A 14,850-nucleotide genomic window follows, 5' to 3' on the forward strand; every position below is an offset into this window, starting at 1 on the left:
TAAGGAGTTTTTTATTTATAAATATTTTGTAGCTGTATTAATAGCATTGAGTTTATTAACTCCTATTTCGAAAGCTTTTTTTTCTATGATGTCATGGACCTTAGAACTGTTGTAAAAATCAATAACTATAACATCAGAGTTGATCTTTTCATCACTGATGATAAGGTCGTATTTCTCATACTTTGCTATAATATTTTTTTTATGGAAAAAAGTTGCTTCTAGTTCAAAATTGACATGAGGAACTAATTTTGCTAATGTTTTTTTGAATACGTTGTGATCGCTAGCACTTACTTCATTAAAAAGAAGTAGTACATTTTTTATATTTGTAAAATTTTCCTCTATCAATGCTCTTCGAAGAACAAAAATAATTGCAAACTTATCTATTAGATATAAATCACAAGAGTGCTCAGAAAGTATAGTTTCTAATTTATGTAAAATAATTTTTTGTGTTTTGTCAAATCTCACACTTTTAAGTTTTAAGATTTTGTTTTCAAATTTAAAGAAAGAAAGATAAAGTTTGCTAAAGAGCATTTTTTCTAAATCAGGATTTAAGAATTTAATTCCAAATTGCTCTTTTAAATCACTCATAAAGTCTAGAGTTTTATCTCTTAGATTATCTTCTAAAATATTATCGTTGTTATTTAAAGCACTTAGGAAAAAGGCTAGTTCCTCTTTGTACTTAGGAGTAAAATCTTTTCCATACTTGTTGATTAGTGCAGTCAGTTCTTTAAACTCTTTTGTTCCTCTATATCTATCTTTTTGGAAGTTTAAACCATCGAATAGGTCTGTGCAAACTTCTAAAGAGCAAATAAATGATAGTAAAAAATAGTTGATAGATATTTTTACGTGTTTAAGTATAGGATAAAGTTGACTCAATCTAACTTTAGTATCGAATTTTTTTATACTTTTTAGTAAAGTTTTAAGAGGAGGAACGAGAATATCCTCTTCAATAAATAGCTTCATGACCTTTTTATAAAAAAGATGTTTATCTAGATTACTTAACTCTGTCAATGATAGACCTTTTCCATGTAGGTATTCATAGTTAGATCCATTTTTAGAGAACTCCTCTTTTACAGTTTGAAAACATCTAAGAATAGTACTTCTAGAGATATCTAGAAACTCTGCTTCTTTCTCTAAGTTAAGAAAACCGTAAGCGATAAATTTGATATAAAGGTAATCGATTTTCTCTTCAGACGTTAAAATATTAAAATTTTTAAAGAGAGTTCGCCACTGATCTTTAGATAAAGGGAGTGTAAAAGTTGTATCCTCTTTCTCTATTATGGGTAAGTTAAGTGAAACTAAAAAATCGTTAATTTGCGTAATCGTTTTCAAAATTGAACTTTTTTCTACTCTTAAATACAGGTGCATATCTTCTATTGACATCTCGCTCTGAGATAGAATCTTTAAAATATTAGCAGCTGTGTTATTCATTAAGCATCACCTCTTCAATATACTTCTCTTAACATTATAACTTTAGAATCGTAGTAAGTCAAAAAAATTATTTCATCTGTGGAATTAATTTTTTCACAAGGTCAATTAACAAAAAAATTTGACAAATATTGATTGTATATTGTATATATCGTATTAATACTTGTCAATTTAGAGTACTAGGATACAACTTTATAGGAGGTTTTTATGAGAGGTAAAAATTTATTGAAAAAAGTTTTATTTTTAGGAATTGTAATGGGGAATTTAGCTTTAGGAGCAGATATTATTTTGAAACTTGCAGATAATCATGCAGATGATTATCCAACAGTACTTGGAGATAAAGAGTTTGCTAGATTAGTAAATGAAAGAAGTAATGGAAAAATAAAAGTTGAGGTTTACTCAGGAGGACAACTAGGGTCAGAGGAGAATACGATTGAGCAAGTTCAATTTGGAGCGATTGATATGATAAGAACAAGCATATCACCACTTACAAGGTATAATGATAAATTGAATGTTTTAATGCTTCCATATCTTTATAGAGATGATGTACATATGTTTAAAGTTTTAGATGGACAGTTAGGAGATAAGTATTTAGAGTCACTTACAAGAAATAATTTGTTGGGATTATCTTGGTTTGATTCAGGAGCAAGAAACTTTTATAACTCTAAAAGAGCAGTAAGAAACGTGAGTGATATGAAAGGATTAAAAATTAGAGTTCAAGAGAGTGCTCTTATGATGGGACTTATTGAAGCATTAGGAGCTTCGGCAACTCCAATGGCATTTGGGGAAGTTTATGGAGCACTTCAAACAGGCGTTATAGATGGAGCAGAAAATAATACACCGAGCTACGATTCAACAGGGCACTTTGAAGTTGCAAAACACTATACTTTAGACGCTCATACAAGAGTTCCTGAGATGTTAATAATAAATAATAAAAAGTTTAATTCACTTTCGAAAGATGATCAGAAGTTAATAAAAGAAGCTGCAAAAGATGCTGCTATAAAGCAAAGAGAGTTCTGGAAAGAGAGAGAAGAGAGATCAATGAACAAGATAAAGGCAGCAGGAGTTGAAATTGTTGAATTAACAGCAGAGGAGAAACAAGAGTTCCAAGATGCAGTAAAACATCTTTATGATAAATTTGCAAAAGGACAGTCTGAAGAGATAGATCAAATAATAAAGGAGTAATCCCATGAGATTTATAGAAAGAGTGCTTGATTTTTTGGAGAGGGTTATCGAAATGATAGCTTTGTTGTTGCTAATAGGGATGGTTATAGTTATAGGAAGTCAGATATTCTGTAGATATTTTTTAAATTTTACACCGAAGTGGTCTGAGGATATAGCTCTTATATTTATGGTTTGGTTCTCTTTCTTAGGGATAGGAATAGGCGTAAAAAGAGGAATACATTTGAGTATAGAGTTTTTCGTAAATATTTTAACAGAGAGAAAAAGAAAAGTTATTTATATAGTGAATGAGGTTTTGGTTATAATATTTGGATATATTCTTATGACAAGAGGAGCTATGTTAACGCAGATGGCTATGTACTCAACAATTCCATCTTTGGGAGTTCCGACAGCAGTTTTATATTTAGTTGTACCAATAAGTGGTTTTTTCATAGTAGCTTTCTCATTTGTAAAATTGATGAAGGAGTTAGTTAGGAGTAGAGTTGAAAAGATAGAGGATATCAAAAATGAAGATGTCGAGATGGAGGAGGTGATTTGATGGAGGTATTTATACTTATAGGTTCATTATTTCTATTTTTAATTATAAAGTTACCTATAGCTTTTGCACTTGGACTATCAGCAACGTTGACAGCTCTTTATCTGGGTATTCCTACGATGGTAATAGCACAAAAGATGGTTGAGGGAGTGAAAAGTTTTTCGTTGATGGCGATTCCATTTTTTATTTTAGCAGGAGAGATAATGGGGCAGGGTGGAATCTCAAGAAGACTTATAGATTTTTCAAATGTCATAGTGGGAAGAGTTAGAGGTGGTTTAGCTATGGTAAACATACTTTCGAGTATGTTTTTCGGTGGAATATCTGGGTCCTCTGTAGCAGATACCTCTTCGATTGGAACAATAATGATTCCGATGATGGAAAAACAAGGTTATGATAAAGATTATGCAGTTAATGTTACAATCACTTCTTCAACTCAGGGGGTTATAATACCTCCGAGTCACAATATGATTATATATTCTGTAGCGGCTGGAGGAGTTTCAATAGGAAAACTTTTCTTAGGAGGGATTGTTCCAGGAGTTTTGTTGGGAATATCTTTGATGGCTTTAAGTTATTTTCTTGCGGTGAAAAGGGATTATCCGAAAGGTGAGAAGATAGGATTGAAAAAATCTTTAGAGATAGTAAAGGATAGTTTTTTAGGACTTATGACAGCAGTTATTATAATGGGAGGAGTAATCTTTGGAATATTTACGGCTACTGAATCAGCAGCTGTAGCAGCGATATATGCATTTATAATAACATATTTTGTATACCGTGAAGTAAGCATAGTTGAGTTTAAAAAAGTTTTGATAAATACTTTGAAAACTTTATCAATGGTTATGGCTGTTATAGCAACTTCAAGTGCATTTGCATATATGATGGCATATTTAAAAGTTCCACAAGCTATAACAAATACTTTGATAGGAATCACAGATAATAAGATTGCAATTCTTCTTCTTGTTAATCTGATTCTTTTGATGCTAGGAATGATAATGGATATGGCACCACTTATTTTGATAGCGACACCGATACTTCTTCCTGTTGTAACAAGGGTAGGAGTAGATCCAATACAGTTTGGGATAATAATGATGCTAAATTTAGGAATTGGTCTGATAACGCCACCAGTTGGATCGACACTTTTTGTGGGGTGTTCAATAGCGGGGATATCGATAGAGAAGATAGCGAAATCATTAAAACCCTTTTATTGTATGCTGTTTATATATTTAGTGTGTTTGACTTTTATTCCAGCTTTAACATTGTGGTTACCTAACTTTTTAATGAAATAGATTATATTTTATTATATGACTAGCATACATCAAAGATTCCTGTTATAATATTATGAAAATATAGATGACGGGAGAAAGAGAAAATGGCATTAGAAGGAGTTATAAAAAAATCAAAGGAGAATACTAGGCAGTATATATATAGAGTCCTTAGAGAGAACATAATGAATTTAAACTTAAAACCTGGAGAGTCTATAGGAGAGATAGAGTTAAGTAAGGTTTTAAATGTTAGTAGAACACCCCTTAGAGAAGCGATAGTTCAATTGATAGAGGAGAAGCTTTTAGAGGTTTTCCCACAGAAGGGATCGTTCGTATCAAAGATCAATCTGAATTTGGTTGGCGAAGCGATATTTGTAAGAGAGACATGTGAGAGTAGAATTTTGAAAATGGCTTGCCAAGATAAAAATGTAGATGAATTGATAAGTAAGTTAGAGAAAAATATAGAGTATCAAAAGATAGTTCTAAATTTTAATGAGGATCTTCATGAGTTCTTTACATTAGATAATGAGTTTCATTATATTCTGTTTGACCACTACAATAAAAAGAATAGTTGGAAAGCTATAAAGAGACTTTCGACACACTATGATAGACTTAGACTTTTAGATGCTTTAGAGAAGACAAACATTAAAGCAACTTTAGACCAGCATATAGATATTGTAGAGTTAATCAAATCAAAAAATATAGAGAAGATAGAGTGCTCAGTTGAGAAACATCTTTTAAACTATAAAGATATGATAAAAAAATATGAGCAAAAATATCCAGAATATTTTTGTGATAAGTAAAAAATAAAAAAAATAAATAATTAAAGACACCTGAAATTTGATTGAAAAATCTGAGTTTTTAGGTGTCTTTTATTTTAAAACGAACAGTAAAGTTTGGAATTAGAACAAAAGTTTTTGTTGACAAAATAAAAAAAACTAGTTATCATACTTGCATACAACTAATACAAAAGTTTAAAAGGAGTTGCGGATGAGAAAATTTATGGACTCAGACTTTTTATTAAAAAGCGATGTTAGTAAAAAGTTATATGAATATGCAGAGAAAATGCCAATATTTGATTATCACTGTCACCTTAATCCAAAGGAGATAGCAGAAAATAAAAGCTATGAAAATATAACACAGATCTGGTTATACGGAGACCACTACAAGTGGAGAGCTATGAGAAGTAATGGAATAGATGAAAAGTATATAACAGGAGATGCAACTGACTTTGAGAAGTTCTTAGCTTTTGCAGAGACGATGGAGTATGCTTACGGAAATCCACTTTTCCACTGGTCACACCTAGAGTTAAAAAGATACTTCGGAATAGAGGAAGTTTTAAATAGAAAGACAGCAGAGGCTATCTGGAACAAAGCAAATGAACTTTTAAAAACAGAGGAGTTCAGAGCAAAAAAGTTGATTGAAAGATCAAACGTAAAAGCTCTTTGTACAACTGATGATCCAATCGATACATTAGAGTACCACCAAGAGATTTTAAAAGATGAGAACTTCAAAGTTAAAGTTCTTCCAACGTTTAGACCTGATAAGGCTATCTACCTAGAGAAAGAGGATTACCTAATTTGGCTTAGCAAATTAGAGAGTGTATCAAATGAAAAGATAGACTCTTTCAAAAAATTAGTAGCAGTGTTAGAAACTAGAGTAGAATACTTTAAGGCTAATGGATGTCTAGTAACAGACCACAGCTTAGAAGCACCATTCTTCACTAGAGATACAGAAAATAAAATCGAAGAGATTTTCAAGAAGAGATTAGCTGATGAAAAGCTAACTAAAGAGGAAGCGGATATCTATAAAACTGAGATATTCCTAGCACTTGGAAAAATCTACTACAAAAATGATTTAGGAATGCAACTACATATGGGTGCTCTTAGAAACAACAACGAAAGAATGTTCAAGAGATTAGGAGCAGACGTAGGGTTTGATTCAATAGCAGATAATAACTATGGAGAGGTACTATCAAAGTTATTAAACAGCTTAGATGTAAATGGAGAGCTTCCAAAGACAATTCTTTACTGTTTAAATCCAAAGGATAATGAAGTTCTTGGAACGATGATTGGAAACTTCCAAAATAGTGATACTCCAGGAAAGATTCAATTCGGATCTGGATGGTGGTTTAATGACCAAAAGGATGGAATGATTCGTCAAATGACAGCTCTATCTCAACTTGGACTTTTAAGAAGATTTGTAGGAATGCTAACAGACTCAAGAAGTTTCCTATCTTATACAAGACATGAGTATTTCAGAAGAATACTTTGTAACCTTGTAGGAACTTGGGTAGAGGATGGAGAGGTTCCATATGATGAGGAGATTTTAAAAGCTATGATAGAAGAGATATGCTTCATCAATGCAAAGAACTATTTTAAGTTAGAAATTTAATTAATATATAGATATTTTAAGGAGGCAAAAGTGAAATTATCATTTAGATGGTATGGAGAAAACGATCCAGTTAAACTGGAATATATAAAGCAAATCCCTACAATGGATAGCATCGTAACAGCTATATACGACGTTCCAGTTGGAGAGGTTTGGCCAATGGAGAAAATATTAGCTTTAAAGGAAACAGTTGAGAAAGCTGGATTAAAGTTTGATGTTATAGAGAGCGTTCCTGTTCATGAGGATATCAAATTAGGTATCGGAAGAAGAGATGAGTTAATCGAAAACTACAAGCAAAACATAAGAAACTTAGGAGCTGCTGGAGTTAAAGTTATATGCTACAACTTTATGCCAGTATTTGACTGGACTAGATCACAGTTAGATAAAGAGTTAGAGGATGGATCAACAACTCTTGTTTATTACAAAGACCAAGTTGATGCATTAGATCCATTAAACAGCAACCTATCTTTACCTGGATGGGATTCAAGTTACACAAAAGAGCAATTAGCTGAGTTATTCGCTGGATATAAGAGTATCGGAACAGAAGGGTTATGGGCTAACCTAGAGTACTTCTTAAAAGAGATCATTCCAGTTGCTGAGGAAGCGGATGTTGATATGGGTATCCACCCGGACGATCCACCTTGGCCAATCTTCGGTCTTCCAAGAATCATAACTTCTGAGGAGAGCATCGATAGATTATTAAACATCGTAGATAGCAAAAACAACGGATTAACTCTTTGTACAGGGTCTTTAGGATGTGCTAACTTCAACAACATGGAGAAATTAGTAGATAAGTACAGTGCAATGGGAAGAATTCACTTCATGCATGTAAGAAACGTAAAGCTTCTTGAAGATGGTGTAAGCTTCGAAGAGTCAGCTCACTACTCAGGATGTGGATCATTAGACATCGTTGATATTATGAAAGCACTTCATAAGAACAACTTCACAGGATATTTAAGACCAGATCACGGAAGAATGATTTGGGGAGAAACAGGAAAACCAGGATACGGATTATATGACAGAGCTCTTGGAGCAAGTTATATCACTGGAATCTGGGAAACTCTTTCTAAGTTAAAGTAACATTTATTAACAAAAGGAGATATGACATGAAATTAAACTTAAAGGATATAAAAAACATAGATGGTTCATTAGGGGTAATCGTACCAAAATATGATATTGAAAAAGTAAAAGAGGACACATTAAAAACTCCAAAGTGGTTACACTTTGGTGCTGGAAACATCTTTAGAGCATACATGGGGAAAGTAGCACAAGTTTTAATTGAAAAAAATCTAGAGAACACAGGGATTATTGTAGCAGAAAGTTTCGATACAGAGATTATCGAGAAAGCTTATACACCATTTGATAACTTAACTATCTTAACGACGTTAAACAAAAATGGAGATTTCAAAAATGAGATTTTAGGAAGTATTGTAGAGTCAATAGAAGCTACAACTCAAAACTTCGCAGCTTTAGAGGCTATTGTAAACAATCCATCATTACAAATGGTAAGTTTCACAATAACTGAAAAAGGATATAACTTAAAGGACCCAGCAGGAAACTACTTCGGTGTTATTTTAGAAGATTTCAAAAATGGATTCCACTCTCCAAAACATGTGATGACTTTAATTACAAGATTACTTTATTCAAGATTCAAAACTAATGGAGCTCCAATAAGTTTAGTTAGTATGGATAACTGCTCTGGAAACGGAGACAAGATAAGAGAAGCTGTTTTAGAGATAGCTACAGCTTGGAACACTAACGGTGGAATTGAGACTGAGTTCTTAACTTACTTAAAAGATGAATCTAAGGTTGCTTATCCTGTAACTATGATAGATAAGATAACTCCAAGACCAGCTGAAGAGGTAAAAGTAGCTCTTGAGAACCTAGGGTTTGAAGATATGTCACCAGTTATCACAAATAGAAATAGTTTCGTAGCTCCTTTTGTTAATGCTGAGATTCCTGAGTACTTCATAGTTGAGGATAAGTTCCCTAATGGAAGACCAAAGCTAGAAGAAGCAGGAGTGTTCTTAACAGATAGAGAAACTGTTGAAAAGACAGAGAAAATGAAAGTTACAACTTGTTTAAACCCACTACATACAACACTAGCAATATTCGGATGTATTCTAAATAAGAAATCAATCTACGATACTGCAAGTGATGAGGATTTAAACAGATTAATAAAAGAGGTTGGTTATAACGAAGCTTTACCAGTTGTTGAAAGCCCAGGAATAATCGATCCAAAAGCCTTCATAGATGAGGTTATAAACGAAAGATTCTTAAACCCATATATTCCAGATCAACCAGAAAGAATAGCTACAGATACTTCTCAAAAGATAGCTATCAGATTTGGAGAGACTATAAAGTCATATATGGCTGACGAAACTTTAGATGTTAAATCATTAAAATATATCCCGCTAGTTTTAGCTGGATGGTTTAGATATCTTTTAGGGGTAGATGATAAAGGATTAGAAAGATCAATTAGTAGCGATCCAATGTTAGAGATGCTTAAAAATGAATTAAGTGGAATCGAGTTTGGAAAACCAGAAACTTATACTGGACAACTGAAAAATGTACTTACAAATGAAAGAATATTTGGAGTAAATTTAGAAGAGGTTGGTCTTTCAGAATTAATAGAGAATTACTTTGTGGAAATGTTATCTGGGGAGGATGCAGTTAGAAACACTTTACACAAGTGTTTAGAAGTAAAATAAAAAATTAAAATTTATGGGGAGCAAAAGATATGAAAAAAATAATTTTTTTAATTATCATACTTTTTACAATCTTAGGTTGCAATAAAAATGAAGGTAGTGGGGATTTAAATTTAAAATTAGCTCACGGGTTAAGTGAAACACATCCAGTTCATAAAGGAATGCTAAAGTTTATTGAATTAGTGGAAGCAAAAACAAATGGAGAAGTAAAAATTCAAATATTTCCTAATGGTCAATTAGGTCAAGAACGAGAATTGATTGAACTTATGCAAGCTGGAGCAATTGATATGACAAAAGCTAGTGCTTCTCCAATAGAAGGATTTGTTAAGGAATATGCAATATTTTCAATGCCATATTTATTTAATAGTTATGAGCATTTTTTAAAAACATTAAAAAGTTCTGTTGGAGATGAATTCCTAGAGATGACTGAAAAAAGTGGATTTGTAGGGTTGGGATATTTTACGGCAGGAACTAGAAACTTTTATGGCTCAAAACCAGTTGAATCACCAGATGATTTAAGAGGATTGAAAATAAGAGTTCAGCCAAGTAATACAGCTATAAAAATGGTTGAGTATTTAGGTGGAACAGCAACGCCTTTATCTTATGGAGAGTTATATACAGCATTGCAGCAAAGAGTTGTCGATGGTGCTGAAAATAATATTTCAGCTATAACAACAGATAGACATGGAGAGGTATCGAAATTTTATTCATATGACGAGCACACAATTGTGCCAGATGTTTTCTTTATTAGTAATTCTACTTGGAAAAAGTTAAATGATGAGCAAAAGAAGATATTTAAAGATTCAGCGGAAGAAGCTTTTGAGTACCAAGTAGCTTTATGGGATGAAATGGAAAAAATACAAATAGAGCAGGCTAAAGAGATGAATGTAAAATTTGTATATCCAGATAAAAAACCATTTCAAGAAAAAGTTAAACCCATGTATGACGAGTTGATGAAAAACGAAACAATGGCTAGATTAATCAATTCAATCAGAGATTCAAAATAAAGGGGGTTAATAATGGAAAGTATAAGAAATAAAATAAATAAAATAATAATTTTATTTTCCTCGCTAGTTTTAACACTGTTAGTTTTAGCAGTTACTTGGCAGGTTATATCAAGATATGTATTAAATAATCCGAGTACATTTACAGATGAGTTTTCAAGATTTAGTTTAATATGGATAGGATTATTAGGAGCAACATATTCTTTCGGAGTAAAAGCTCACTTGTCAATAGATTTATTATTTAATAAGTTAACAAAAGAAAAGACAATAAAATTGCAAATACTTATTTCGGTGATTGTTTTAATTTTTATATTGCTGGTTCAAGTAATTGGTGGAGGACAACTATCACTAAATACAATGGGACAACTATCACCATCTTTACAAATTCCAATGGGAATTATATACTCAATACTTCCTATTTCAGGAGTAATAAATCTATTATATATGTTAATAGATATAGTTGAACTAAATGGTATTTTAAAGGAGGGGGAATAAGTAATGGCTTTAACGATAAGCGTTTTATTCATAAGTTTTTTCATTCTATTAGCCATAGGAACACCAATATCTATAGGAATTGGATTAGCTTCATTTTTAACAATACTTATTAATTTACCTTTTGATGTAGCAGTTATAGCATCTGCTCAAAAAATGATAACTGGAATGGATAGTTTTACACTGTTGGCAATACCATTCTTTATTCTATCAGGAAGTATAATGAATACAGGCGGAATTGCAATAAAATTAGTTAACTTTGCCAAGCTATTAGGTGGAAGATTACCTGGATCACTTGCTCAGGTTAATGTTTTAGGGAATATGTTATTTGGATCGATTTCAGGATCGGCAGTAGCGGCAGCAGCAGCAATTGGAGGAACATTAGATCCTTTACAGAAGGAAGAGGGATATGATCCTAAATTCTCCGCAGCAGTAAATATAGCATCATCTCCAACGGGATTGCTTATTCCACCAAGTGGATCTCTGATCGTTTTCTCATTAGTAAGTGGAGGAACATCAATAGGAGCCCTATTCGTAGCGGGATATATACCTGGAATACTTATGGGTCTTAGTGTGATGATAATAGCATATTTTATCGCTAAAAAGAATAATTATCCAGTTGAAGGGAAAGTTTCATTTGGGGAAGCTACAAGAATTATTTTAGATGCAATTCCGAGTTTACTACTAATAGTTATAGTAATTGGAGGAATAATTGCTGGAATATTTACAGCTACGGAAGCCTCTGCAATATCAGTAGTTTACACTCTATTTTTATCTGTTATAGTTTATAAAAGTCTAACATTTGAGCATATGCAAACGATATTTAAAGATACTATAAAAATGACTGGAATAATAATGTTTTTAATAGGTGCATCAAGTATTATGTCTTGGGCAATGGCATTTTCAACGATACCTCAATTTATAACAAATACAATTTTAGGATTATCAGATAATAAGATTATAATATTACTGTTAATGAATGTTATTTTATTAATAACTGGAACATTTATGGATTTAACACCGGCAATATTAATATTTACACCAATATTTTTACCGATTGCAACAAAATTGGGATTACATCCAGTACATTTTGGTATAATGTTAGTATCAAATTTATGTATTGGAATTTGTACTCCCCCAGTGGGAAGTGTATTATTTATAGGGTGTGGGATAGCCAAAGTTAAAATTGAAGAGGTTATAAAAGAATTAGTACCGTTTTTTATAGGATTAATAATAACTCTTTTAATGATAACATATATTCCATGGATAAGTTTAGGATTACCAAAACTATTTAAATTACTATAAAAAAATTGTATAAATAAGGAGGGCGAGGGTAAATTAATTTTACCCTCATAAGTATATTATGGGAATAAAATTGAACTATTTATTTGAAAAAAAAGACAATAGAGAAAATATAGTAACATTTGTTTCAAAAGAATTAAATTTAGAAGTAAAGCTTTCGATTTTAGAAAAAGATATTTTTAAAGTAACATTTTTAAAAGAAGGTGAATTAAAACTTAGAAAAACTTGGACTGTAACACCTGGAATGGAAGATTTTCCAATAGAAGGAAGGGAGAGATTTGATCATTCAGCATTCCAGTTACCAAAATTTGAAATTGAAGAAACTCAAGAAACAGTAATAATTTCAACTGAACTTTTAAAAGTTGTTGTAGATCTTAACGGTATGAAGATGACTTGGTTTGGTAAAATAAATAATAGTTGGATAAAAATAGCCCAAGATAGAAAAACACAAGCGTATAACTTTGGATATTGGGATAAACATATTTACCATTATTTAGAAAGAGATTTAAAGGAACAATATTTTGGATTTGGTGAAAAAAGTGGAAAAGTAAATAAACATTTTAGAAGAATGAGAATGAAAAATTTAGATCCAATGGGCTATGATGCGGAGTATAGTGATCCTTTATATAAACATATTCCATTTTATATAACTAGAAATCCAGAAACTAAATACTCATTTGGATTATTCTATGATAATTTCTCAACAGTAACTTTTGAGATGGGAACAGAACTAGATAACTACCACGGATTATATAGATATTTTGAGGCTAAAGATGGAGATTTAGACTATTATGTTATTGCTGGGCCACAAGTTAAAGATGTAACGGAAAGATTCTCTTGGTTAACTGGAAAAACTATATTTTCACCTAAATGGAGTATTGGTTATTCGGGATCAACTATGACTTATACAGATTTACCAGAGTCACAAAAACTGTTAAATAATTTCTTAGATGATTGTAAAAAATATGAAATTCCATGTGATTCATTTCAATTGTCTTCAGGATACACTTCTATTGGAGATAAGAGATATGTATTTAATTGGAATAATGAAAAGTTCCCAAATGTAAAAGAGTTTACAAATAATTATCATGCAAATGGAGTTAGACTTTGTGCAAATATAAAGCCTGCATTTTTACATGACCATCCAAAATTTAATGAGATGAAAGAGAAAGGTCTATTTGTAAAAGAGAGCGTTAGTGATGAGCCTGAGTTAGTTCAATTCTGGGATGATAATGGAGCGTATATAGACTTTACAAATCAAGAAGCTATTAATTGGTGGAAAGAAAATGTAAAAGAGAAACTTTTAGAGCTAGGAATTGACTCAACTTGGAACGATAATAATGAATATGAGATTTGGGACCCAAAAGCTAGATGTAATGGATTTGGAGAAGAACTGGATATAGAATTAATAAGACCAATTCAAACTTTACTTATGATGAAATCATCATTTGAAGCTCAAAAAGAGTTCGATAAAAATAAAAGACCATATCTTATCTCAAGAGCAGGATGTCCTGGTATGCAAAAATATGTTCAAACATGGTCTGGAGATAATAGAACAGAATGGAAAACATTAAGATATAATAATTATATGGCAATAAGTTTATCTTTGTCAGGAGTTTATAACTTGGGTCATGATGTTGGAGGATTCTCAGGTCCAGCACCGTCTCCAGAACTATTTGTAAGATGGATACAAAATGGTATTTTCTACCCAAGATTCACAATTCATTCTTGGAATGATGATAAAACAGTAAATGTACCTTGGATGTATAAAGAAGTTTTACCAGAAATAAAAAAAGCTATGGACTTTAGAAGAAAGATAACTCCTTATATATATAATTTACTATATAGATCTCATATCGATGGTACTCCAATAATGAAACCAACATTTTATAACTATGAAGCTGATAAAAATACATTTAATGAAAATGATGAATTTTTATTAGGTGATAATATGTTAGTTGCAACTGTGATTACAGAAGGAGAAAAAACAAGAAAAGTATACTTACCAGAAGGAAACTCATGGTACGACTATAATACTAATAAAATATATGAAGGTGGTCAAACGATAGAAGTTGAAGCAGGGTTAGGTACCTTTCCACTATTTATAAAAGAGGGAGCAATTATTCCTATAAATACTATTAATGATTATAATTTCGAGACGAAAGATGAAGATAAAAGAGGATTTATTGTTTATGCATCTGAGAATAATAATAAAACAAAGTTCGTATCATTTGAAGATGACGGATTAACACAAAATTATAAGTCAGGAAAATATGCAAAAATAAGTGTAGAAGTAGTAACTAGTGAAGAAACAATTTCTATAAATATTCAAAAAGATGGGGATATTAAATTTATTCAAGAGGAATATGAAATAATTGTTATAGATTCAAAAAATAGAAAAATAATAAAATAATCATTGAAAACTGATTTGTAATAATATTCGTATTACTATTAGTAGTTTATCAAAACGCCCCGAGAAAACCTCTTCCTCTATTAGGGAGAGGATGAATCGGGGCAATTTCAGTTCCTTGCGATTCAATATACCGCTT

The 14,850-nt window shown here is 31.6% G+C and carries 12 protein-coding genes; 11 read left to right on the plus strand and 1 reads right to left on the minus strand.

Features of this window, described 5'->3' with window-relative positions:
* Positions 1–15 precede the first annotated feature (15 nt).
* Entirely contained in the window at positions 16–1,431 is a 1,416-nt protein-coding gene (locus L988_RS12845) for a hypothetical protein (RefSeq protein WP_047384853.1), read from the minus strand.
* A 204-nt stretch (positions 1,432–1,635) separates the two neighbouring features.
* On the opposite strand from L988_RS12845, the gene L988_RS12850 reads away from it, so the two are divergent.
* The 11 genes from L988_RS12850 (at position 1,636) to L988_RS12900 (ending at position 14,714) form a co-directional block, all read left to right on the plus strand.
* Entirely contained in the window at positions 1,636–2,613 is a 978-nt protein-coding gene (locus L988_RS12850; protein WP_156111973.1) for a TRAP transporter substrate-binding protein, read from the plus strand.
* A 4-nt stretch (positions 2,614–2,617) separates the two neighbouring features.
* Positions 2,618–3,148 (plus strand): TRAP transporter small permease, encoded by a 531-nt coding sequence (locus L988_RS12855; protein ID WP_047384855.1) that lies wholly within the window; start codon positions 2,618–2,620, stop codon positions 3,146–3,148.
* Positions 3,148–4,428, plus strand: coding sequence for a TRAP transporter large permease (locus L988_RS12860; RefSeq protein WP_047384857.1), 1,281 nt, complete (start codon positions 3,148–3,150; stop codon positions 4,426–4,428). Before L988_RS12855 ends, L988_RS12860 begins: the two co-directional genes overlap by 1 nt.
* A gap of 83 nt (positions 4,429–4,511) precedes the next feature.
* Entirely contained in the window at positions 4,512–5,207 is a 696-nt protein-coding gene (locus L988_RS12865; protein ID WP_047384858.1) for a GntR family transcriptional regulator, read from the plus strand.
* Between the two features lie 187 nt (positions 5,208–5,394).
* A complete protein-coding gene (gene uxaC / locus L988_RS12870) occupies positions 5,395–6,798 on the plus strand; it encodes a glucuronate isomerase (protein WP_047384860.1) in 1,404 nt (467 codons plus the stop codon).
* Between the two features lie 30 nt (positions 6,799–6,828).
* Positions 6,829–7,875 carry a mannonate dehydratase gene (gene uxuA / locus L988_RS12875; protein WP_047384863.1) on the plus strand — a complete coding sequence of 349 codons (1,047 nt, stop codon included), beginning with the start codon at positions 6,829–6,831 and terminating at the stop codon, positions 7,873–7,875.
* Positions 7,876–7,901: 26 nt separating this feature from the next.
* A complete protein-coding gene (locus tag L988_RS12880; RefSeq protein WP_047384865.1) occupies positions 7,902–9,506 on the plus strand; it encodes a mannitol dehydrogenase family protein in 1,605 nt (534 codons plus the stop codon).
* A gap of 29 nt (positions 9,507–9,535) precedes the next feature.
* Positions 9,536–10,510: a TRAP transporter substrate-binding protein gene (locus L988_RS12885; RefSeq protein ID WP_047384867.1), complete on the plus strand. Its 975-nt coding sequence runs from the start codon at positions 9,536–9,538 to the stop codon at positions 10,508–10,510.
* A 12-nt stretch (positions 10,511–10,522) separates the two neighbouring features.
* Positions 10,523–11,002: a TRAP transporter small permease gene (locus L988_RS12890; protein ID WP_052191860.1), complete on the plus strand. Its 480-nt coding sequence runs from the start codon at positions 10,523–10,525 to the stop codon at positions 11,000–11,002.
* A 3-nt stretch (positions 11,003–11,005) separates the two neighbouring features.
* Complete coding sequence (locus L988_RS12895; RefSeq protein WP_047384869.1) at positions 11,006–12,304, plus strand: TRAP transporter large permease; 1,299 nt, start codon at positions 11,006–11,008, stop codon at positions 12,302–12,304.
* A 58-nt stretch (positions 12,305–12,362) separates the two neighbouring features.
* Positions 12,363–14,714, plus strand: coding sequence for a TIM-barrel domain-containing protein (locus L988_RS12900; RefSeq protein WP_047384871.1), 2,352 nt, complete (start codon positions 12,363–12,365; stop codon positions 14,712–14,714).
* Positions 14,715–14,850: the final 136 nt, after the last annotated feature.

The sequence above is a fragment of the Cetobacterium sp. ZWU0022 genome (assembly GCF_000800875.1).
Classification (GTDB): Bacteria; Fusobacteriota; Fusobacteriia; order Fusobacteriales; family Fusobacteriaceae; genus Cetobacterium_A.

Excerpts from the sequence above, each read along its gene's own strand:
- L988_RS12845 (WP_047384853.1), bottom strand. The coding sequence starts at position 1,431 with ATGAATAACACAGCTGCTAATATTTTAAAGATTCTATCTCAGAGCGAG.
- L988_RS12850 (WP_156111973.1), top strand. The coding sequence starts at position 1,636 with ATGAGAGGTAAAAATTTATTGAAAAAAGTTTTATTTTTAGGAATTGTA.
- L988_RS12855 (WP_047384855.1), top strand. The coding sequence starts at position 2,618 with ATGAGATTTATAGAAAGAGTGCTTGATTTTTTGGAGAGGGTTATCGAA.
- L988_RS12860 (WP_047384857.1), top strand. The coding sequence starts at position 3,148 with ATGGAGGTATTTATACTTATAGGTTCATTATTTCTATTTTTAATTATA.
- L988_RS12865 (WP_047384858.1), top strand. The coding sequence starts at position 4,512 with ATGGCATTAGAAGGAGTTATAAAAAAATCAAAGGAGAATACTAGGCAG.
- uxaC (WP_047384860.1), top strand. The coding sequence starts at position 5,395 with ATGAGAAAATTTATGGACTCAGACTTTTTATTAAAAAGCGATGTTAGT.
- L988_RS12880 (WP_047384865.1), top strand. The coding sequence starts at position 7,902 with ATGAAATTAAACTTAAAGGATATAAAAAACATAGATGGTTCATTAGGG.
- L988_RS12885 (WP_047384867.1), top strand. The coding sequence starts at position 9,536 with ATGAAAAAAATAATTTTTTTAATTATCATACTTTTTACAATCTTAGGT.
- L988_RS12890 (WP_052191860.1), top strand. The coding sequence starts at position 10,523 with ATGGAAAGTATAAGAAATAAAATAAATAAAATAATAATTTTATTTTCC.
- L988_RS12895 (WP_047384869.1), top strand. The coding sequence starts at position 11,006 with ATGGCTTTAACGATAAGCGTTTTATTCATAAGTTTTTTCATTCTATTA.
- L988_RS12900 (WP_047384871.1), top strand. The coding sequence starts at position 12,363 with ATGGGAATAAAATTGAACTATTTATTTGAAAAAAAAGACAATAGAGAA.